At 64.2% G+C, this 21,223-nt stretch carries 18 protein-coding genes and 3 tRNA genes; 17 read left to right on the forward strand and 4 right to left on the reverse strand.

The genetic code is table 11. From position 1 onward, the window contains the following. Positions 1–6: 6 nt before the first annotated feature. From secD to J7654_RS12050, 4 genes are read left to right on the forward strand one after another with little or no spacing between them, the layout of a single operon-like run. Positions 7–2,589, forward strand: a complete 2,583-nt coding sequence (gene secD / locus J7654_RS12035) for a protein translocase subunit SecD (RefSeq protein WP_209736166.1) — start codon at positions 7–9, stop codon at positions 2,587–2,589. Further along, a complete protein-coding gene (locus J7654_RS12040) occupies positions 2,586–2,966 on the forward strand; it encodes an Mth938-like domain-containing protein (RefSeq protein ID WP_245195486.1) in 381 nt (126 codons plus the stop codon). Before secD ends, J7654_RS12040 begins: the two co-directional genes overlap by 4 nt. A gap of 35 nt (positions 2,967–3,001) precedes the next feature. Further along, positions 3,002–3,847, forward strand: coding sequence for a phytoene/squalene synthase family protein (locus J7654_RS12045; protein WP_209736167.1), 846 nt, complete (start codon positions 3,002–3,004; stop codon positions 3,845–3,847). Beyond that, positions 3,847–5,631, forward strand: a complete 1,785-nt coding sequence (locus J7654_RS12050) for a DUF4153 domain-containing protein (RefSeq protein ID WP_209736168.1) — start codon at positions 3,847–3,849, stop codon at positions 5,629–5,631. The genes J7654_RS12045 and J7654_RS12050 overlap by 1 nt, the downstream gene beginning before the upstream one ends. Here the strand turns inward: J7654_RS12050 and trmFO are convergent. Both trmFO and J7654_RS12060 read right to left on the reverse strand, forming a co-directional pair. Next, entirely contained in the window at positions 5,614–7,023 is a 1,410-nt protein-coding gene (trmFO, locus tag J7654_RS12055) for a methylenetetrahydrofolate--tRNA-(uracil(54)-C(5))-methyltransferase (FADH(2)-oxidizing) TrmFO (RefSeq protein WP_209736169.1), read from the reverse strand. The two genes, J7654_RS12050 and trmFO, sit on opposite strands and share 18 nt — an antisense overlap. Positions 7,024–7,211: 188 nt before the next feature. After that, a complete protein-coding gene (locus J7654_RS12060; RefSeq protein ID WP_209736170.1) occupies positions 7,212–7,355 on the reverse strand; it encodes a DUF1127 domain-containing protein in 144 nt (47 codons plus the stop codon). Positions 7,356–7,607: 252 nt separating this feature from the next. Between J7654_RS12060 and J7654_RS12065 the strand changes: the two genes are divergently transcribed. The 7 genes from J7654_RS12065 (at position 7,608) to hupB (ending at position 16,961) form a co-directional block, all read left to right on the forward strand. Next, a tRNA-Leu gene (locus J7654_RS12065) sits at positions 7,608–7,692 on the forward strand. Between the two features lie 75 nt (positions 7,693–7,767). Beyond that, a complete protein-coding gene (tig, locus tag J7654_RS12070; protein WP_209740497.1) occupies positions 7,768–9,126 on the forward strand; it encodes a trigger factor in 1,359 nt (452 codons plus the stop codon). Positions 9,127–9,273: 147 nt separating this feature from the next. Continuing rightward, positions 9,274–11,607 carry a mechanosensitive ion channel domain-containing protein gene (locus J7654_RS12075; protein WP_209736171.1) on the forward strand — a complete coding sequence of 778 codons (2,334 nt, stop codon included), beginning with the start codon at positions 9,274–9,276 and terminating at the stop codon, positions 11,605–11,607. 122 nt (positions 11,608–11,729) lie between these two features. After that, positions 11,730–12,362 carry an ATP-dependent Clp protease proteolytic subunit gene (locus J7654_RS12080; protein WP_209736172.1) on the forward strand — a complete coding sequence of 211 codons (633 nt, stop codon included), beginning with the start codon at positions 11,730–11,732 and terminating at the stop codon, positions 12,360–12,362. 222 nt (positions 12,363–12,584) lie between these two features. Next, positions 12,585–13,853: an ATP-dependent Clp protease ATP-binding subunit ClpX gene (gene clpX / locus J7654_RS12085; RefSeq protein ID WP_209736173.1), complete on the forward strand. Its 1,269-nt coding sequence runs from the start codon at positions 12,585–12,587 to the stop codon at positions 13,851–13,853. Positions 13,854–14,089: 236 nt separating this feature from the next. Then, positions 14,090–16,504 carry an endopeptidase La gene (lon, locus tag J7654_RS12090; RefSeq protein ID WP_209736174.1) on the forward strand — a complete coding sequence of 805 codons (2,415 nt, stop codon included), beginning with the start codon at positions 14,090–14,092 and terminating at the stop codon, positions 16,502–16,504. Between the two features lie 172 nt (positions 16,505–16,676). Next, positions 16,677–16,961, forward strand: a complete 285-nt coding sequence (gene hupB / locus J7654_RS12095) for a DNA-binding protein HupB (protein WP_209736175.1) — start codon at positions 16,677–16,679, stop codon at positions 16,959–16,961. A 90-nt stretch (positions 16,962–17,051) separates the two neighbouring features. On the opposite strand, the gene J7654_RS12100 is transcribed toward hupB, so the two are convergent. Continuing rightward, positions 17,052–17,127 (reverse strand) — tRNA-Val (locus J7654_RS12100). A 268-nt stretch (positions 17,128–17,395) separates the two neighbouring features. Between J7654_RS12100 and J7654_RS12105 the strand changes: the two genes are divergently transcribed. Beyond that, positions 17,396–17,472, forward strand: a tRNA-Asp gene (locus J7654_RS12105). Between the two features lie 53 nt (positions 17,473–17,525). On the opposite strand, the gene J7654_RS12110 is transcribed toward J7654_RS12105, so the two are convergent. After that, positions 17,526–17,690 (reverse strand): hypothetical protein, encoded by a 165-nt coding sequence (locus J7654_RS12110; protein WP_209736176.1) that lies wholly within the window; start codon positions 17,688–17,690, stop codon positions 17,526–17,528. Between the two features lie 312 nt (positions 17,691–18,002). On the opposite strand from J7654_RS12110, the gene J7654_RS12115 reads away from it, so the two are divergent. The 5 genes from J7654_RS12115 to J7654_RS12135 are packed head-to-tail and all read left to right on the forward strand — an operon-like array spanning position 18,003 to position 21,153. Further along, positions 18,003–18,368 carry an NADH-quinone oxidoreductase subunit A gene (locus J7654_RS12115; RefSeq protein ID WP_209736177.1) on the forward strand — a complete coding sequence of 122 codons (366 nt, stop codon included), beginning with the start codon at positions 18,003–18,005 and terminating at the stop codon, positions 18,366–18,368. Continuing rightward, positions 18,359–18,916, forward strand: a complete 558-nt coding sequence (locus J7654_RS12120) for a NuoB/complex I 20 kDa subunit family protein (protein ID WP_245195487.1) — start codon at positions 18,359–18,361, stop codon at positions 18,914–18,916. The genes J7654_RS12115 and J7654_RS12120 overlap by 10 nt, the downstream gene beginning before the upstream one ends. A gap of 7 nt (positions 18,917–18,923) precedes the next feature. Then, entirely contained in the window at positions 18,924–19,520 is a 597-nt protein-coding gene (locus J7654_RS12125) for an NADH-quinone oxidoreductase subunit C (RefSeq protein WP_209736179.1), read from the forward strand. A 9-nt stretch (positions 19,521–19,529) separates the two neighbouring features. Next, positions 19,530–19,961, forward strand: coding sequence for a GFA family protein (locus J7654_RS12130; protein WP_209736180.1), 432 nt, complete (start codon positions 19,530–19,532; stop codon positions 19,959–19,961). Position 19,962: 1 nt separating this feature from the next. After that, a complete protein-coding gene (locus J7654_RS12135) occupies positions 19,963–21,153 on the forward strand; it encodes an NADH-quinone oxidoreductase subunit D (RefSeq protein WP_209736181.1) in 1,191 nt (396 codons plus the stop codon). Positions 21,154–21,223: the final 70 nt, after the last annotated feature.

Raw genomic sequence — 21,223 nt, forward strand, 5'->3', positions numbered from 1 at the left:
ACGATCATGCTGCATTTTTCGCGCTGGAAGACCATTCTCATCTGGTTCGTGGTGGCGCTCGGCGTGCTCACGGCGCTGCCGAACGCGCTGACCCAGCGGCAGATCGACAGCCTTCCCTCATTCATGCCCAGCCAGCCGATGACGCTTGGCCTCGACCTTCAGGGCGGATCCTACATCCTCCTGCAGGTCGACCGCGATTCGATGACGGCGGACAGGCTGCAGGGGCTGCGCGACGAGGTGCGGGTCGCGCTGCGCAATGCGGGCGCCGCCTATACGGGTCTTGCTGATTCTGGAACGACCGTCGATTTTCGTCTCCGCGATCCCGCGCAGGCCGCCGCTGTCCGCCAGGCGCTGCGGCCGATCACCGATCCGGTGTCCTCCGGCCTTCTGGCCGGCGGTTCCGTGACCGAGGTCGCGGTCGCCGAGCCGCAGTCCGGCACGTTCCGCCTTTCGCTGACGGAGGAGGGCATCAATTACCGCCTGTCCAACGCCGTCGCGCAGTCGATCGAGGTGGTGCGCCGCCGCGTGGACGAGCTTGGCACGACGGAGCCGATCATCCAGCGGCAGGGCCTCGACCGCATCATGGTGCAGGTGCCGGGGCTGGACGATCCGGCCCGATTGAAGAACCTTCTCAATCAGACCGCGCAGCTCACGTTCCGTCTCGTGGACGTCGAGAATTCGGCCGAAGCCGTCGCCGCCGGAACCGCGCGCGCGCCGGCCGGGACGGAACTGCTCTATACGACCGACAATCCGCCTTTCCCCATCCTCGTCCAGAGGCAGGTGATGGTCTCGGGTGAGAACCTCACCGACGCGCAGCCCGGCTTCAGCCAGCAGAACCAGCCTGTCGTCAACATCCGCTTCGATTCGCGCGGCGCCCAGCGCTTCGGTGCAGTCACGCAGCAGAACGTCAACCGGCCCTTCGCCATCGTCCTCGACAACCAGGTGCTGTCGGCGCCGAATATCAACGAGCCGATTCTCGGCGGCCAGGCGCAGATTTCGGGCAATTTCACCGTCCAGAGCGCCAACGACCTGTCGGTGTTGCTGCGAGCGGGCGCGTTGCCGGCCACGCTCGACATCATCGAGGAGCGTACGGTGGGCCCGGGCCTCGGTGCCGATTCCATTGCGGCCGGCCAGAATGCCGGCATCATCGCCGCGATCCTCGTTATCGGCTTCATGCTGGCCGCCTACGGCTTTCTCGGCGTCATCGCCAATATCGCCCTGTTCTTCAATGTCGTCCTCATCGTTGGACTCCTTTCCTTCCTGGGCGCCACGCTGACCCTGCCGGGCATCGCCGGCATCGTCCTCACCATGGGCATGGCCGTCGATTCGAACGTTCTGATCTACGAGCGCATATTGGAAGAGCGAAAGGCGGGACGCTCGGTCGTCCAATCGATCGACGCGGGCTTCCACAAGGCGTTCTCCACCATCATGGACGCCAACATCACTTCGCTGATTGCGGCCTTGGTGCTGTTCTTCCTTGGCACCGGGCCGGTGCGCGGCTTTGCCGTGACGCTGGCACTCGGTGTGATCACCACCGTCTTCACCGCTTTGACGCTGACGCGCTGGATGGTGTCCTACTGGGTCAAGAAGCGCCGGCCCAAGGAAGTGCCGACCGGCTGGTTCACCATTCTGCCGAACCTCACGCGCATTCCGTTCATGGCCGCGCGTAAGGTGGCCTTCGCGGTCACGATCATCCTCTCGCTCGTGTCCATCGGCGCCTTTGCCGGCTGGGGGCTCAATCTTGGCGTCGATTTCACCGGCGGTACGGTGATCGAGGCGCGCGCCAATGCCGAGGAGGCGGATGTCGGCCAGATCCGATCCGATCTCGCCGCCATCATTGAGGGTGACGTCCAGGTTCAGGAATTCGGCGGCGCGCGCGACGTGCTGATCCGCTTCGGCGTGCAGCCGATGGACGCGGAGACGCCGCAGGCCAGTATCAACGCCGTTCGTGCGGCCCTGTCGGCGGACTACGAGTTCCAGAGGGTGGAGGTCGTCGGGCCGACGGTGTCGGGCGAACTTGCGTTGGCGGCGACGCTGGGCGTGATCGGCGCCATGTTCGCCATCATGGTCTATATCTGGCTACGCTTCGAGTGGCAGTTCGCCATAGGCGCCATCGTCTCCACGGCCCATGACGTCATCATGATGATCGGCTTCCTCGTGATCACGAGGCTGGAGTTCAACCTCACCAGCATCGCGGCGATCCTGACCATCGTCGGCTATTCGTTGAATGATACGATCGTGGTTTACGATCGGATGCGCGAGAACCTGCGCAAATACAAGAAGATGCCGCTTTCCGAGCTGATCGACCTCTCCCTGAACGAGACGTTGCGGCGCACGATCCTGACGGGCGTCACCATGATGCTCGCACTGATCGCGCTGGTCTTCTTCGGAGGCGAAGTGATCCGTGGCTTCATCCTGCCGATGATCGTCGGCGTCCTCGTCGGCGTCTATTCCTCGGTCTTCATCGCCGGGCCCATGCTGATCTACTTCCAGCTCCGCAAGGTGAACGCCAAGGGCGAGGTCATCGAGGAGGCGGACGAGAAGCCCTCGGCGAACATCGCCATGCCACGGACGGGCGCCGGCCGGTGAGCGAAATCCGGGACGCTCATTACCCGCGCTCCGCTCCCATTGACGCCTACGGCAATGGCGGCTTCCGTTTCGCCGATATGTCCCACAGGGGCTCGCTCCTGTGCCTTCCCTCCGGCATTTACGGCTGGGCGGCGACGCTGGAGCAGCCCTTCGCCGGGGAGCGGCTTCTGAAGGCGCTGGAGGACGCCGAGGGTATCCGTTTCATGCTGTTCGGAACGGGGCCCGATATCCGCCGGCTTCCGCCTGCTCTCGCGGAACATTTCCGCCGGGCCGGCATCTCGGTGGATCCGATGTCGACCGGTGCTGCCGTGCGCACCTACAACATCATGCTGGGCGAGGGCCGGCCGGTGGGCGCAGCGCTCGTCGCGGTTGATTGACGCCCACCATGAGCCGAGCGGACGGCCCGGCATCCATGGCCACTCATTTCGCCCATTGCGAGGATCTGGTGCGCCGGAACGATCCGGATCGCGCCGTGGCGCTGCAATTCGCGCAAGCGGACCGCCGCCAGGCACTCTGTGCGCTCTACGCGTTCGATCAGGAAACCGCACGCATTCGCGAGCAGGTCAGCCAGCCCTTGCCCGGCGAGATTCGGCTTCAATGGTGGCGGGACCGCATCGCCGAGGGCATTACGGGAGAGGAAGAAGCGGGGCAGGGGTCGCCGGTCGCCGCAGCATTGATCGAAACGGTCCGCCGGCATTCTTTGCCACCCGAGGCCTTCGAGCGGCTTCTCGAGGCTCGCATCTTCGATCTCTACGACGACCCCATGCCTTCGCGACAGGCGTTCGAGGGCTATGCAGGGGAGACGAAATCGACTGTCATCATGCTGGCCGCGATGATTCTTGATCGTAAAAGCGCGGCGCAAGCCTCGGATTGCGCAGGCCATGCCGGCGTCGCAGATCTGGCCGTCGAGGTTCTGGGCCTGGCCTGCGTACAGGCCGGCCGGGCACAGATCTTCATCCCGGAAGAGCTTTTTTCAGCAGCCGGCACCACGCGATCCCTATGGGCAGGCAAGCCGTCATCGGTCCCCGCAGTGGCCGAGGCGATGGCCGCGCTCGGCCGGGAACATATGGCGGCCGCAGGGCGGGCATGGGAGTCCATCCCGCGTTCGATCCGACCCGCCTTTCTGCCGGGCCGTCTGGCGGCCGCCCGTATGGAGGCCGCCATGTCCGCGCTCCAGCGCGGCACGGCGCTTGCGCCCACGGGGCCGATACGCCGGAGCTGGGCGTATTGGAGGGCTATGCGGAAGGGGCAGGGCTGATGGGTGCCGGGAGCGGTGCCACCCGCCTGTCGCACCGCACCGCCCGGCTGCTTCGCAGCCTGGGTGTGGGTGCGCGGATGGCAACGGCGCGCTTTCCCGTGGCAACGCTCCTGATCGTCGCTTTCGCCGTCGTCTCGAACCTCGAAGTATCGCGGTTCGACGTGCCGTTCTGGCCGGACCTCCCCCGGCTTCTTTCCGCCCTGGGCGCCGCAGCGGCTGCGTCCGTAGCAGTGCGCGTGGGGCTGGAGCCGCGCGCGCGCGCAGGCTCGCGGAGCCTGCTGATCCTGCCTCTGGCCGCCGCGCTGGTGCTGGGCCTGGGCATCTGGAGCGGGCGGCCGCTGGCGATCTACGCGCCAGCTCTCTTGCCGGCCGCCATTCTGAGCATCCCGCTGGCCCCTTTCCTGCGCAACGGGACGGCCCGGGAATTCTGGTCCTTCGCCTTGTGGACCGGGGTGGGGGTGACGCTCGCCTTCCTTTCCGTTCTGCTTTTCTTGGCCGGGCTGCTGGCGATTCTGGAGATGGTTCGGTTCCTGTTCCAGGTCGGCTTCGGCAGCAGCGCCTACAACCACATCTTCGTCACCGCCTTTGCCCTCGTCGGGCCGCTCTTCGCCCTGGGGCGTATCCCACAGGCCGATCGTGTGACGCTGGAGGGTGAAGAGCGGCTGGTCGAAACAGTGCGTCCCCTCTTCGACTGGGTCGCGGCGCCGCTTGCGCTGGCGACGGCCGTGATCCTGCATCTCTACGCGCTGCGCATCGCCGTGACCGGACAGATGCCGGTGGGGGAAGTCGGTTGGATCGTCAGCTTCTTTTCGCTGCTGGTCCTCTCGCTGCGGGTCGCCATTCATCCGTTCCTTGAGAACGCGGCTCTGCCGGCCCGGCTCTTCGGTCGGTTCTGGGCGTTGATGCTGATCGTGCCACTCATTCTGCTTGCTCTCGCCGCCTGGCTGCGGATCGAGCCACACGGCTTCACCGTGGCGCGCTACTATCTGGTCCTCGGTGGGACTGCCGCTGCGGTGGCGGTCTTGCTCCAGGCGTTCGCGCGCACACGCGGCGACATACGCTGGCTGGCGGGTATCGCGCCCCTGTTCCTCGCCCTGTCGGTGATCGGGCCGTGGAGCGTCGGCAATATCGTAGGCCGCAGCCAGTCGGACCGAATCGAGGGGCAGTTCGTCCACGGGAGCTATCTGAGTGTCGACGAGCTGCGGCCCGATGAGCAAAAGATATTGCGCTCGCGCATCATGGCGCTGGGGGATGTCGGGCAGTTGTGGCGGATGGCCCGCTATCTGCCTCCCGATCAGACCGAGGCAAGAGCGGTGCTCTTCTCGCGACGCGACGATCAGGCCACTGCCTTTCTTGCCGCCCTGGGCCTGCGGACGCTGCCGGGCAGCGGCCCGGCGCTCCGAAGCTTCAGTGCCTCCGCCGAGCGGCCGATCCGGCTGGCCGGATACGACATCGCCGTCTACGCCCGTTCTGTGGGGACAACGCCCGATCCGAGACCGCCGGAGGCGATCAGCCTGCGTTTCGAGGGCGCGGAGCTTGTCGTGGAGATGGCGGGGGGGCAGGATCGCTTCGACCTGACGGCAGCTCTCGGATCGATGCCCAGGTCGCTGTTCGACAGCCGCGAAGCGGTGTCCCCGCCGGTCTTCGACCTCTCCTCGGCTCAAGGGCGAAACGCAAGGCTGCGTTTCGATTCGCTCATGCTCGGCCCTGAGGGCGAACCGGCGGGCGCGAGCGTGACGCTGCTTCTGCGCGAAGCGCAGTGGCCCTCACTCGGCGGCGGCTGAAAGGGCGCCGTTCTCGAGCCAGTTCGAGAAGTCTTTCAGCGCGCGGCTGGCCATCGCGCGCCGCTTGGCGATGGTCTTCTCTTTGCCGCGAAGGCGCTTGCCCTCTTCCTTCGGTACCTCGACCGGCGGAAACAGGCCGAAATTGACGTTCATCGGCTGGAAGGAGCGTTTGCCGCCTTCCTCCTGCGCCTCGATATGTCCGCCGGTGATATGACCCAGCAGCGCGCCCATCGCGCTGGTCGGTGGAGGCGGAGTAGCGGCACGGCCCAGCGCTTCGGCGCTGGCGAAGCGTCCGGCCATGAGACCGACGGAGGCCGATTCGACATAGCCCTCGCAACCGGTGATCTGCCCCGCGAAACGCAGGCTGGGACGCGATTTCAGCCGCAGCGTCCCGTCGAGCAGGCGCGGACTGTCCAGATAGGTGTTGCGATGCAGCCCGCCGAGCCGGGCGAACTCGGCATTCTCAAGCCCGGGGATGGTGCGGAAGATGCGCACCTGCTCGGCATATTTCAGCTTCGTCTGGAAGCCGACCATATTGTAGAGCGTGCCCAGCGCGTTGTCCTGCCGTAGCTGGACCACGGCATAGGCCTTGATGTCCGGCTGATGCACATTGGTCAGCCCCATCGGCTTCATGGGCCCGTGGCGCAGCGTTTCAGACCCGCGTTCGGCCATGATCTCGATGGGCAGGCAGCCGTCGAAATAGGGAGTGCCTTCCCATTCGCGGAATTCGGTCTTCTCCCCCGCGATCAACGCGGCCACGAAGGCCTCGTACTGCGCCTTGTCCAGCGGGCAGTTGATGTAGTCCTTGCCCGTGCCGCCGGGTCCGACCTTGTCGTAGCGGGACTGGAACCAGGCGGTGTGAAGGTCGATCGAATCGAAGTGGACGATGGGCGCGATCGCGTCGAAGAACGCCAGCGCGTCGGCCCCGGTCTGGGCGCGGATGGCATCCGCCAGCGCAGGCGCGGTCAGAGGGCCGGTGGCGATGACGGTCTGGCCCCAATCCTCCGGCGGCAGCCCCTCGATCTCCTCGCGCCGGATCTCCACCTGCGGATGGCGCGCCAATTCGCCCGTCACCGCCTCGGCGAAACCGTCGCGGTCGACGGCCAGCGCGCCGCCTGCAGGTACCTGGTTGGCGTCCGCGCAACGCATGATGAGCGACCCGGCCATGCGCATCTCGGCATGGATGACCCCCACCGCATTGGCCGTGGCGTCATCGGAGCGGAAGGAATTCGAGCAGACGAGCTCCGCCAGCGAATCCGTCTTGTGGGCGTCCGTGCCGCGCACGCCGCGCATCTCGTGGAGAATAACGGGAATGCCCGCTTCGGCGATCTGCCAAGCAGCTTCGGAGCCGGCGAGGCCGCCGCCAACGACATGAATGGGTTTTGGAGTCATGCCCGTCTTCTAAAGCCTTCACGGCCGGACGGGAAGAGTCGCAAGGGCAGCACGTCCCATAAACGACAACACCCGCCGGGGGAGGACCGGCGGGTGTCGTTTGGAAGCCTGCGCTGGGAGGAGGATGCGCAGGCTCTCATCCGCTTCGGCCCTGGGAGGAGGATGGGCCGTCGCGAAACTGGTAAATCCTAGACGGCCGCCTTGCGGGCGATGGCCGGAATGTCGGACCGGGCGATCCCCAGGTCCGAAAGCTCACGCTGCGACAGCCGGTTCAACTCGTGAACGGTATCGCGATAGCGCCGCCAGTTGTGGTAGGAACGAACGATGTTCATCTTGAACACTGCCTTCATCAGGCTGGGGTTAAATCGATTGAAGCGTGCCGCCTGTCTGCGTCTTGCTTCGATGGTTGGAAGATAGTCGGCCACCCCGACGCCTACCAGCGCGCAGTTCGCATAGCAGCCCTGCATGTTGTGCAACGCAGCATGGGGCGGCCGCTGCGCGGCGCGCGGCTCTTTCCTGTTTGACGGTGAAAACACCAGTGATATAGAGACGCGCGCCGCGCGAAAGCTGGGGCAGGGCGCCGAGCGGGTGTGGCGGAATTGGTAGACGCACTTGGTTTAGGTCCAAGCGCCTGACAGCGTGGGGGTTCGAGTCCCTCCACCCGCACCAGCGCGTGTTTTCCGGCGACACGAGATTCATCACATCGGCCAAGCTGGCCGAAGGCTAACGACCAAAGGGTTTATGATGCAGGTTACGGAAACCAAGGCCGAGGGCCTGAAGCGCGAGATCGAAATCGTCGTGCCGGCTTCGGATCTTGAGGCTCGGCTGCAGACGCGCCTCTACGAGGCGAAGGACCAGGTGAAGCTGAAGGGTTTCCGTCCGGGCAAGGTGCCACTGGCGCACATGCGCAAGATGTACGGCCGCTCCTTCATGGCGGAGATCGTCAACCAGATCGTCTCCGAGACGCCGCGCAACGTCATCGCCGAGCGTGGCGAGCGTTCCGCCATGCAGCCGGAAATCCAGATGACGGAAGACGAGGCCGAGGCCGAGAAGGTGCTTCGCGGCGAAGGCGACTTCCGCTTCACCCTGTCCTACGAGACGCTGCCCTCCTTCGAACTGAAGGAGACCTCGGGCATCAAGATCGAGCGGCCCGTGGTCGAGATCCCGGAGGACGAGGTCGAGGAGCAGGTGAAGCGCATCGCGGAGAACGCGCGCGCCTATGAGCCGAAGGACGGCGCTGCCGAGAACGGTGACCGGGTGACGATGGACTTCGTCGGCAAGATCGACGGTGAGGCCTTCCAGGGCGGCTCGGCCACAGATTCCAACCTCGTCATCGGCTCGGGCCAGTTCATCCCCGGCTTCGAAGACCAGCTCGTCGGCGTGAAGGCGGGCGAGGAGAAGCAGGTCGAGGTCAACTTCCCGGAGGATTACGGGGCCACGCATTTGGCCGGCAAGGCTGCGGTCTTCGACGTGACGGTGAAGGCCGTGGCGGCACCGGGCGAGCTGGAGCTGAACGACGAGCTGGCCAAGAAGCTTGGCCTTGAGTCCATCGAGCGGCTTCGCACGGTGGTGCGCGAGCAGATCGAGAGCCAGTTCGGCATGGCCACCCGCCAGAAGGTCAAGCGCCAGCTCCTGGATGCGCTGGACGCCGACTATGATTTCGAGCTGCCGGAGAAGCTGGTCGAGGCCGAGTTCGGCAACATCTGGACGCAGGTCTCGCGCGAGCTGGAGCAGTCGGGCAAGAGCTTCGAGGACGAAGACACCACCGAGGAAAAGGCCCGCGAGGACTACCGCAAGCTCGCGGAGCGTCGCGTGCGCCTCGGCCTCGTTCTCTCCGAAATCGGCGAGAAGGCCGGCGTCACCATCTCCGACGAGGAGCTTCAGCGCGCCGTGCTGGAGCAGGTCCGCCAGTATCCCGGGCAGGAGCAGCAGATCTACGACTACTTCCGCAAGACGCCGGAAGCCGTGCAGAGCCTGCGCGCTCCGATCTATGAGGAGAAGGTGGTCGACCACCTCTTGAGCACGGTGGACGTGACCGACAAGACGGTGACGAAGGAAGAGCTGATGAAGGACGACGAGGAGGACGAGCAGGCCGCGGCCTGACACCTCAGTTGCAGCTCCTCATGACCCAAGGGCCGCCTCGTGCGGCCCTTGTGCGTTTGTGCGGCCGGGCCGAACATACCTTCGCCGCAAGGCTCGCTACACCGTGACCTATCCCTTGAGGCGATCCGCAAGCTCCCCATGCCGCTCATGACGCATCTTCTCCGCCTGCTTGTCTTGGCCCTGTGCCTCGTAGCCGGGGGCCCGGCCGCCGCACAGCTTCCGAGCATTCCCGGGATCAGCGCGACGACGCAAACGCCGGAGTCCGAGCCAGAGACGCCGACGATGGGGGAGGGTGAGCGTGCCAGCATCGACGATCTCATCCGCATTCTCGAAAGCGACGTAACCCGCGCACGGCTCGTCGAATCGCTGCGCGCCATGGCCTATCGGCCTGCGGAAGGCGAGGAGGGCGGCGCGGCGGCGCAGGAGGATGCCGGCGACATATGGGCCGACGAGATGACGGGTTCGCTTCCGGCGACGCTCGCGCGCTATACGCGCTCCGGTGTCGAGGCTGCACAGGGCGCGCTGCAGACGGTTGCCGGCCTCGCGGACGCCTCAGCCGAGCTTCTTTCTGGAACGCAGGCGATCAATCTGCCCCGTATCTACCAGGCCGTTGCGCCGGTCTTCGCGGTGGCGGTGGCGGTTTTTGGAGCGTATTTCCTCCTGTCCCTCGCCTTGAGGCCGGTCTTCGACTGGATCGCCGCGCGTGCCAAGCCCGGGCGGCCGCTGCGCAAGCTCGGCCTTCTCGCTTCGGCCTTCGTGGTGAGCGCAGGGAAGATTCTCCTCAGCGCCCTTGCCGGGCACGTGGCGGCCTTCATCTTCTTCGCAGGTCCGCCCAACCTCAACCAGGCCCTCTTCCTCAACGCCTTCCTGCTCGTGGGAGGCATCAAGGTCGCGCTCTCGGCTTTCGTCGCTCCCTATCATCCCCCGCTGCGGATGACGCCGTTCGGCGACAGGCAGGCGCGCTATTGGTATGGCCGCCTGGCGCTTCTCATCTCGCTGCTCGGCTACACCTTCCTGTTCGTCGCTCCGGTCGTGGAAGCCAATTCCAACATGAGGGCGGCCAACAGCGTTCGTTTCATCGTCGTGACAGCGGTCTTCGTGATCATGCTTTCACTCATCTTGCGCAACCGCGTGACGGTGCGCGAGCGGTTGCAGCGCAGCTACCTTGCGGGCGACAGGAGCTTTCAGGCGCAGGTGAACATGGCGCTCGGCCATGTCTGGGTCCTGGGGGCTGCCGCCTTCGTTTGCGCCCTCTACGCGCTCTGGCTCTCGAGCCCGGAGGACGGGCTTCAGTTCATGATCGTGGCAAGCCTGAGGTCGCTCGCGGCGATCACGATCGGCGGGCTCGTCATCACGCTATTGTCGAAACTCATCCTGCGCGGCATCAGGATTCCGCAATCCTCGAAGGATCGCTTCCCGCTCCTGGAGCGGCGCGTGAACACCTTCATCCCGAAACTGCTGCTGATCGTACGCATCGTCGTGATCCTCCTCGTCTTCGGCTCGATCCTGAATGCCTGGGCGCTGCTGGACCTGGCCTCGTGGGCGACCACTCCGCTCGGCCAGCGCTTCATCAGCGGCGGCGCCGGGGCGCTTCTGGTCCTCTGCATCGGGGTCGCTGTCTATCTGGTCGTCTCGTCCTGGGTGGAGTATCGCCTGAACCCCAATTACGGGACCGTGCCCACCGCCCGCGAGCGCACCTTGCTCTCTCTGTTCCGGAACGCCTTCACGGTCACGCTTCTCGTTCTCGTTCTGATGTCGGTTCTCTCGCAGCTCGGCATCGACATCGCTCCGCTGCTGGCCGGCGCGGGCGTGGTGGGCCTGGCGATCGGCTTCGGAGCGCAGAAGCTGGTGCAGGACATCATCACCGGTGCGTTCCTGCAGATCGAGAACGTGATGAACGAGGGCGACGTGGTCGAGGTGGCCGGGATCGCGGGCGTGGTGGAGAAGCTTACGATCCGCTCCGTGTCCCTTCGTTCGCTGGACGGCACCTACCACCTCATCCCCTTCTCGGCCGTCGATCAGGTGTCGAACATGACGAAGGACTTCTCCAATTTCGTCGCCGATGTCTCCGTCTCCTATCGCGAAGATATCGGCGAGGTGAAAGCGGCCATGCGCGAGGCCTTCGATATCCTGCGCGAGGGCGAGCAGGGTATGAACGTGATCGACGATTTCGAGATTTTCGGTGTCGAGACCATCGGTAACTACACGGTCACGGTTCGCGGCCGCATGCGTACCTTGCCCGGAACCCAGTGGAGCGTCGGCCGCGCCTATCGAGAGATCGTCAAGCGCACGCTGGACAGGCGCGGGATCGAGATTCCGCTGCCGCAGACCACCCTCTGGTTCGGCTCCAACAAGGACGGTAGCGCGCCGCCGCTGCACTTCATGCGCGACCGGGAGGCGCCGGCGACGATCCTGACGCCGGCGCGCGAGACGCCCGGTCCGACGGGGGAGGAGGCGGCCGAGCCGAAACCCCCGGCCTGAGGGCGCTGCGCCGGCCTTGCGCGGGCCGGGGGCAAGGTCCTATCTACGACAGGAAAGGCCCGCCCTGATTCCCGGCCGCTTCTCCGGCGGTCCATCCGTTCCAAACGAAAGCCTGCACTCCCATGAAGCACCCAGTCGAAACCGCGATGAACCTCGTGCCGATGGTGGTCGAACAGACCAATCGTGGCGAGCGGGCCTACGACATCTTCTCGCGCCTCCTGAAAGAGCGCATCATCTTCATTACCGGCCCCATCGAGGATTCGATGGCGACGCTGGTCTGTGCGCAGCTCCTCTTCCTCGAGGCCGAGAATCCGAAGAAGGAAATTTCCCTCTACATCAACTCGCCCGGCGGTGTGGTGACGAGCGGAATGGCGATATACGACACGATGCAGTTCGTGCGGCCCGCCATCTCCACGCTCTGCATAGGGCAGGCGGCGTCCATGGGCTCGCTTCTGCTGTGCGCCGGGCACAAGGATATGCGCTTCGCCACGCCGAACGCGCGCATCATGGTGCACCAGCCTTCCGGCGGCTTCTCGGGCCAGGCCTCGGATATCGAGCGCCACGCGCAGGACATCATCAAGCTGAAGCGGCGCTTGAACGAGGTGTATGTCCAGCACACCGGGCAGGACTACGAGACCATCGAGAAGACGCTGGACCGCGATCATTTCATGACGTCGGAGGAGGCGCAGGCCTTCGGCCTCATCGACAAGGTCTATTCGTCCCGCGAGGCGCTCGAAGGGGCGGCGGCGGTCTGAGGGCCGGGCGCCTTGATGTGGTCGCGTCGAATTTCTAGATTGGCGCAATGCACGGCCGGTCCGCAAGCGTCGGTCAAGGAAAGCGTCGCAATCCTGTCATTCGTCCGGATGCGTTCTTGATTCGGGCGGGTTTGCGCGGCAAGCCTCGTGGCTGGGAATGGTGGCGGCGCTCGCGCCGCAATGAGGGCTCCGGGCGGATCTCGGACTGGAAGGATTGAGAGAATGAGCAAAGTGAGCGGCGGCGACAGCAAGAACACGCTCTACTGCTCTTTCTGCGGAAAGAGCCAGCACGAGGTCCGCAAGCTGATCGCCGGTCCGACGGTGTTCATCTGCGATGAGTGCGTCGAGCTCTGCATGGACATCATCCGCGAGGAAAACAAATCCTCCATGGTGAAGTCGCGCGAGGGCGTGCCGACTCCGCAGGAGATCATCGCGGTTCTTGACGATTACGTCATCGGTCAGTCCTTCGCCAAGAAGGTGCTGTCCGTGGCGGTGCACAACCACTACAAGCGGCTGGCGCATGCGGCGAAGAACAACGATGTCGAGCTGGCCAAGTCCAACATCCTGCTCATTGGCCCGACCGGCTGCGGCAAGACGCTGCTGGCGCAGACGCTGGCCCGCATTCTCGATGTGCCGTTCACCATGGCGGACGCCACGACGCTGACGGAAGCGGGCTATGTCGGCGAGGATGTTGAGAACATCATCCTCAAGCTGCTTCAGTCGGCCGACTACAATGTCGAGCGGGCGCAGCGCGGCATCGTCTATATCGACGAGATCGACAAGATCAGCCGTAAGTCGGATAACCCTTCCATCACGCGCGACGTGTCGGGCGAGGGCGTCCAGCAGGCGCTTCTGAAGATCATGGAGGGCACGGTGGCGTCCGTGCCGCCGCAGGGCGGGCGCAAGCATCCGCAGCAGGAATTCCTGCAGGTGGACACGGCCAATATCCTCTTCATCTGCGGCGGCGCGTTCGCGGGCCTTGACCGGATCATCTCCGACCGCGGCCGCAAGACCTCCATCGGCTTTGCCGCCAACGTCATGTCGCCGGAAGACCGGCGCACCGGCGACCTGTTCCGTCAGGTCGAGCCGGAGGATCTGCTGAAGTTCGGCCTCATCCCCGAATTCGTCGGCCGCCTGCCCGTGCTGGCGACGCTGGAAGATCTCGACGAGACGGCGCTGGTGCAGATTCTCGTCCAGCCGAAGAACGCGCTGGTGAAGCAGTACCAGCGCCTGTTCGAGATGGAAAATGTCGAGCTGTCCTTCCATGAGGACGCGTTGAAAGCCATCGCCCGCAAGGCGATCGAGCGCAAGACCGGCGCTCGCGGCCTGCGCTCCATCATGGAGGCGATGCTTCTGGATACGATGTTCGACCTGCCGACGCTGGAGGGCGTCCAGGAGGTCGTCATCTCCGAAGAGGTCATCGAAGGCAGCGCGCGTCCGCTTTATATCTATGCCGAGCGCAAGGACGAGAAGGAGAACGTCAGCGCGTGAGCGCCCGTTCTGCCTTCCTCTTCATGCTCACCGATCGAGCCCGCTCCGGTTACTCCGGGGCGGGCTTTTTTTGATGTTCGGGCGAGACGACGCCGGCTTGCGTGCACCGCTCCTTTCGCTTGAATAACCAGACGGGCGAGACCACATTGTGCGGGACAAAAAGGCGTCTGGCCGAACGCTTCCGCGAAGGTTCGACGAAGACGGCCTGAGGCGGTCCGTCCGCAGAAAGGACTCTCATGACGAACGTCACCCCCACGCTCGAAGCCGAAGGCCGCTACCCGGTTCTTCCGCTTCGCGACATTGTTGTCTTCCCGCATATGATCGTGCCCCTGTTCGTCGGGCGGGAGAAGTCGATCAAGGCGCTTGAGGAGGTGATGGGCTCCGACAAGCAAATCCTTCTTGCGACGCAAAAGAACGCGGCGGATGAGGATCCTGCTCCCGGTTCGATCTACGAGATCGGCACGGTGGCCAATGTGCTCCAGCTACTGAAGCTTCCCGATGGGACCGTGAAGGTTCTGGTGGAGGGAATCGCGCGCGCGCGCATCACCCGCTTCACCGAATCGAGCGAGTGGCACGAGGCCATTGCCGAGTTGATCGAGGCGGAGGACGAGGACCAGGTCGAGATCGAGGCGCTCTCCCGGTCGGTGATTTCGGAGTTCGAGAACTACGTCAAGCTCAACAAGAAGATATCGCCCGAGGTCGTGGGCGCAGCGAGCCAGATCGACGATTATTCCAAGCTCGCCGATACGGTGGCCTCGCATCTGGCGATCAAGATTCCCGAGAAGCAGGAGATGCTGGGCCTGATCAAGGTCCGCGATCGGCTCGAGCGCGCCTTGTCCTTCATGGAAGCGGAGATTTCGGTTCTTCAGGTGGAGAAGCGCATCCGCTCGCGCGTCAAGCGCCAGATGGAGAAGACTCAGCGCGAGTACTATCTGAACGAGCAGATGAAGGCGATCCAGAAGGAGCTTGGCGACGGCGAGGAAGGCCGTGACGAGGCCTCTGAAATCGAGGAGCGCATCAAGAAGACCAAGCTGTCGAAGGAAGCGCGCGACAAGGCCAACGCCGAGCTGAAGAAGCTGCGGCAGATGAGCCCGATGTCGGCCGAGGCGACCGTGGTACGCAACTATCTCGACTGGCTGCTGGGCCTGCCCTGGGGCAAGCCTTCGCGCGTCAAGATCGACCTGAAGAAGGCCGAGGCGATCCTCGACGAGGAGCATTACGGCCTGGACAAGGTGAAGGAGCGCATCGTCGAGTATCTGGCGGTGCAGAGCCGGCAGTCGAAGCTCAAGGGCCCGATCCTCTGCCTCGTCGGGCCTCCGGGCGTCGGCAAGACCTCGCTCGCCAAGTCCATCGCCCGCGCGACGGGGCGCGAATACGTACGCATGGCGCTTGGCGGCGTTCGGGACGAGGCCGAGATCCGCGGGCATCGGCGCACTTATATTGGCTCGATGCCCGGCAAGGTCATCCAGTCGATGAAGAAGGCCAAGCGCTCCAATCCGCTCTTCCTTCTCGACGAGATCGACAAGCTTGGCCAGGACTACCGGGGCGATCCGTCCTCGGCCCTGCTTGAGGTGCTCGATCCCGAGCAGAACGCCACGTTCATGGACCACTATCTGGAGGTGGAGTACGACCTCTCTTCCACCATGTTCGTGACGACGGCCAACACGCTGAACATCCCCGGTCCGCTCATGGACCGCATGGAGATCATCCGCATCGCGGGCTACACCGAGGATGAGAAGATCGAGATCGCCAAGCGCCATCTTCTGCCGAAGGCGATTCGCGACCATGCGTTGAAGGAGAGCGAGTTCTCCGTCTCGGACGATGCTCTGCGGGAGATTGCGCGGCGCTACACGCGCGAGGCCGGCGTCCGCTCCTATGAGCGCGAACTGATGAAGCTCGCGCGCAAGGCCGTCACGCAGATCCTCAAGGAGGAGAAGAACCGGGTCGACATCACGGCCGCCAATATCGCCGATTATCTCGGCGTGGCGCGCTATCGCTACGGCGAGGCCGAATCGGACGATCAGGTCGGCGTGGTCACGGGGCTTGCCTGGACGGAGGTCGGCGGCGAGCTTCTGACCATCGAAGGGGTCATGATGCCCGGCAAGGGCAAGATGACCGTCACGGGCAATCTGAAGGACGTGATGAAGGAGTCCATCTCGGCTGCTGCGTCCTTCGTGCGCTCCCGTGCCCTGGACTACGGCATCGAGCCGCCTCTCTTCGAGAAGCGGGACATCCACGTCCACGTGCCCGAGGGCGCGACGCCGAAGGACGGGCCATCCGCCGGCACGGCGATGGCTACCGCCATCGTCTCGGTGATGACGGGCATCCCCGTGCGCCGCGATATCGCCATGACGGGCGAGATAACCCTGCGTGGGCGCGTACTCCCGATCGGGGGGCTGAAGGAGAAGCTTCTGGCGGCACTGCGCGGCGGCATCAAGAAGGTGCTGATCCCGGAGGAGAACGCCAAGGATCTTGTCGACATCCCCGCGAACGTGAAGAACGAGCTCGAGATCGTGCCGGTCTCGCGGATGGGCGAGGTGCTTCAGCACGCCCTCGTTCGCCAGCCCGAAGCCGTGGAGTGGAGCGAGCAGGAGAATCCCCTGCCGGCCGCCGAGCACAACGACGACTCGGCCTCCGCTACCGCCCATTAAGGCGGTTCGCTGGGCTGGATCGAAGCGAAAATGCCGCCCTCGGGCGGCATTTTTTGTTGAATGGGCCGGTTTTGCGGGCTTTACGCCTCTTGCCGCTTGAATGATCAAGCCGATTTGACCATCGTCTGCGCCGATTGGTGCGCAAGGCATCTCAACGTCAGGAGGATATCCGATGAACAAGAATGAGCTGATCGCCGCGGTGGCGGACAAGGCTGAGCTGTCGAAGCAGCAGGCGGTCTCCGCCGTGGATGCGGTTTTCGACGCGATCGAGGGAGCACTGTCCAAGGGCGACGATATCCGCTTGGTCGGCTTCGGCACCTTCTCCGTCTCGCACCGCGCGGCCTCGAAGGGGCGCAACCCCTCGACCGGCGCGGAAGTCGACATCCCGGCTCGCAACGTTCCGAAGTTCGCGGCCGGCAAGGGTCTGAAGGACGCGGTCAACACGGCGAAGAAATAAGCGCCGACAAGCCGGTCTCATGGCCTACTGAGAGAGGTGGGGCGCAAACCGCGTCCGCCTCTTTTTTCGATTCGGAAAGCGGGCCGGGAATGGTGGGCGATGACAGGCTCGAACTGCCGACATCCTCGGTGTAAACGAGGCGCTCTACCAACTGAGCTAATCGCCCTTGTCGCGCGCTTTCAAAGGCCGCGACGAAACATGCCTGATCAAGGGGGGCGATCCTTCATGCCAATCCCGAACCTCCGGCAAATCAGCATGGCGACCGTCTCCGGATAACCGGCAGTCTTTCGTGCGTCTACGAAATCGGCCCCTGGAAGGCAAGGGGAGGCGCCTTCTGGCAAAGTTCGATTTTCCTCCAGCGGATTGCTTGACAGGAATCGGAGGCTCCCGTAAACGACCCATCACGCCGCCGGGACAAGCCAGCGGCGCCAAGCGCGGGTGTAGCTCAGTCGGTTAGAGTGCCGGCCTGTCACGCCGGAGGTCGCGGGTTCGAGCCCCGTCACTCGCGCCATTCTCCAGATAAGTCGTGTCTTATTCGCCTTTCGGGCCGTTGCACTGCGAGGATCAACCTCGTTCGAGCTTCATCCGCTGCGCGGCAGCGTCGAGCGCGCCCCGGTCGTACCCGACCTCCTCGATCAAACGTTTGGCATCTTCCGGCGTGATGTCGTGTTTGGCGGCGAATGCATCCAGGTCGAGGTCCTGTTGCGACGGAGCAGGGGTGTCGGTCATCTCGTTCTCCTTGACTGCCCTCAACGCGCCAGCGGCTTGATTGTGCCGCAAGCGGCGCGTGATGCGCAGGCTGCTGGGTGGGCTACTTTGCGTGTCACACAAGTGCGACTCGCCTTGCGTCCACTTTAGGAAGGGTCTAATCCTCGGTCCACGCGCGGGCCGCCCGGAACGGTGGTCGGTGTGCCCTGATCCACGGACTGCGGCGGCCCATATATCGCCGGACAGCGTGGTCGGGGCATTCGCGCGGCGTCGGAAAGTCTTGGCCGGGCTTTCAGGCCGGTCTTGCAATAGGGTCCGTCGGGATCGATCAACGTGAACGAGCTTCTCGCTTCCTATCTGCCCATCATCATCTTCGTGGGCGTCGCGCTTTTCATCGGCCTCGCGCTCCTCGTTTCGCCGTTCCTTGTCGCGTTCAAGGCCCCGGACGACGAGAAGCTGTCCGCCTATGAGTGCGGCTTCAATGCCTTCGACGATTCCCGCATGAAGTTCGACGTCCGCTTCTATCTGGTGGCCATCCTCTTCATCATCTTCGATCTGGAGGTCGCCTTCCTCTTTCCCTGGGCCGCCGCGTTCGGCGATCTCGGCTGGGCCGGCTTCTGGTCCATGATGGTGTTCCTGGCCGTCCTGACCGTCGGATTTGTCTACGAGTGGAAGAAAGGCGCCCTGGAATGGGATTGATCGATCCTTCGGCCTCGCTGCGTGAGCGTTCCGACCTGACCGTTCCGGCGGCGGCCGACCCCTTCGTGACGGATGTCGACAACCAGCTTGCCGACAAAGGCTTTCTCGTCACCTCGACCGAGGACCTCATCCAGTGGGCGCGCACCGGCTCGCTCATGTGGATGACGTTCGGTCTGGCCTGCTGCGCCGTCGAGATGATGCAGATGTCGATGCCGCGCTATGACGGCGAGCGCTTCGGCTTCGCGCCTCGCGCCTCGCCGCGCCAGTCGGACGTCATGATCGTCGCGGGCACCCTGACGAACAAGATGGCCCCGGCCCTCCGCAAAGTCTATGATCAGATGCCGGAGCCGCGCTACGTCATCTCCATGGGCTCGTGCGCCAACGGTGGCGGTTACTACCACTATTCCTATTCGGTCGTGCGCGGCTGCGACCGCGTGGTGCCGGTGGACATCTACGTTCCCGGCTGCCCGCCCACGGCAGAGGCGCTTCTCTACGGCGTGCTTCTTCTTCAGAAGAAGATTCGGCGGACCGGAACGATCGAGCGCTGAGGGTGGGATGAACGAGCTTCTGGAGTATCTGCGGGAATCTGCGATCGGCGCCCGGCTGGCGGATGCCTCCATCGCGTTCGGCGAGCTGACGCTGACGGTCTCTCCGGACGACGTTGTGGCGGTGACGACGTTCCTGCGCGATGATTCGCAGTGCCTGTTCAAGTCCTTTGTCGATCTTTGCGGAGTCGATTTCCCCGAGCGCGAAAAGCGCTTCGAGGTCGTCTACCATCTTCTCTCGCCCCGGCTGAACCAGCGCATCCGCGTGAAGCTTGCCGCCGGCGAGGAGGATATCGTGCCCTCGGTGACGGGGGTCTTCGCGGGGGCAGACTGGTTCGAGCGGGAAGCTTACGATCTCTACGGCATCTTCTTCTCCGGGCATCCCGACCTTCGGCGTATCCTGACCGACTACGGCTTCGAGGGGCATCCGCTGCGCAAGGATTTCCCGCTGACGGGCTTCGTCGAGGTTCACTATGACGAGCATTTGAAGCGCGTCGTCTACGAGCCGGTCGAACTGCGCCAGGAGTTCCGTAACTTCGACTTTCTCTCGCCTTGGGAAGGCACGGACTACGTGCTGCCGGGCGACGAGAAGGCCAAGATGAACTGAGGCGCGACGATGGGCGAGGAATGCCGGCGGGCTGGCGCTTGTCTTTGCGGTTCCGTGCGCCTTTCGGCCATCCCTTCGAAGCTTGAAATGGATGTCTGCCATTGTTCCATGTGCCGGCGCTGGAGCGGCGGCACCTTCATGGCGGTGCCGTGCGGAGACAGTCTCGAATTCGAGAGCGCTGGAACGCTCGGCGTCTACCGGTCGTCGGACTATGCCGAACGTCTGTTCTGCACGGCCTGCGGCTCGACGCTCGCCTGGCGCATGAGCGACGGCTCCTCGGCGGCGGTCGCCATGCACGTTTTCACCGATACCGAGGGATTCGTCTTCGCCGAAGAGATTTTCATCGATGAAAAGCCGCCGCATTATTCCTTCGCGAACGACACCCGCAAGTTGACCGGCGCCGAGGTGATGGCGCAGTTCGCAAGCCAGCAGGGGGCCTGACATGGCCGAGATCGACGTCCGCAATTTCAACATCAATTTCGGTCCCCAGCATCCGGCGGCGCACGGGGTGTTGCGTCTCGTGCTGGAACTCGACGGCGAGAATGTCGAGCGGGTGGACCCGCATATCGGCCTTCTGCATCGCGGCACGGAGAAACTGATCGAGCAGAAGACGTATCTTCAAGCCTTGCCTTATTTCGATCGGCTCGACTACGTCGCCCCGATGAACCAGGAGCATGCGTTCTGCCTTGCGGTGGAGAAGCTGGCCGGTGTCGAGGTTCCGATTCGGGGGCAATTGATCCGCGTTCTCTATTCCGAGATCGGGCGCATTCTTTCCCATCTCCTGAACGTCACGACGCAGGCAATGGATGTCGGCGCGCTGACCCCGCCGCTTTGGGGCTTCGAGCAGCGCGAAAAGCTGATGGTCTTCTACGAGCGCGCCTCGGGAGCGCGCCTGCATGCCGCTTATTTACGCCCCGGCGGCGTCCATCAGGACATCACGGCCGAACTGGTGGACGATATCGGGGAGTGGTGCGATCCGTTCCTGCAGTCCGTGGCCGATCTCGACGATCTTCTCACGGGCAACCGCATCTTCAAGCAGCGCAACGTCGATATCGGCGTCGTCGATATCGAGGACTGCTGGGCTCTGGGCTTCTCCGGCGTGATGGTGCGCGGGTCCGGCGCGGCGTGGGACCTGCGGAAGTCGCAGCCTTACGAGTGCTACGACCAGATGGAGTTCGATATTCCCGTCGGCAAGAACGGCGATTGCTACGACCGTTACCTGATCCGCATGGAGGAGATGCGCCAGTCTACGCGGATCATGAAACAATGTGTCGAACGCCTCGCTGGACCGGAGCGGATCGGCCCGGTCTCCTCCACGCAAGGCAAGATCGTGCCGCCTTCTCGCGGCGAAATGAAGCGTTCGATGGAAGCCCTGATCCATCACTTCAAGCTCTACACGGAAGGCTTCCGGGTGCCGGAAGGCGAAGTGTATTGCGCTGTCGAAGCTCCGAAGGGGGAATTCGGAGTCTATCTCGTCTCCGACGGAACCAACAAGCCCTATCGCTGCAAGATCAAGGCGCCCGGCTTTGCACATCTACAGGCGATGGACTTTCTATGCCGCGACCACATGCTCGCCGACGTGTCGGCGATCCTCGGGTCTTGCGACATCGTATTCGGAGAAGTGGACCGCTAGCCCGGTTGCTTCCGCTGCCGCCTCCGGCCCTGTCCGTTCGCGGCGGGGCCGGTTCGATGGAAATGCCGTT

It is taken from the genome of Aureimonas populi, assembly GCF_017815515.1.
In the GTDB taxonomy this organism is placed as follows: Bacteria; Pseudomonadota; Alphaproteobacteria; order Rhizobiales; family Rhizobiaceae; genus Aureimonas; species Aureimonas populi.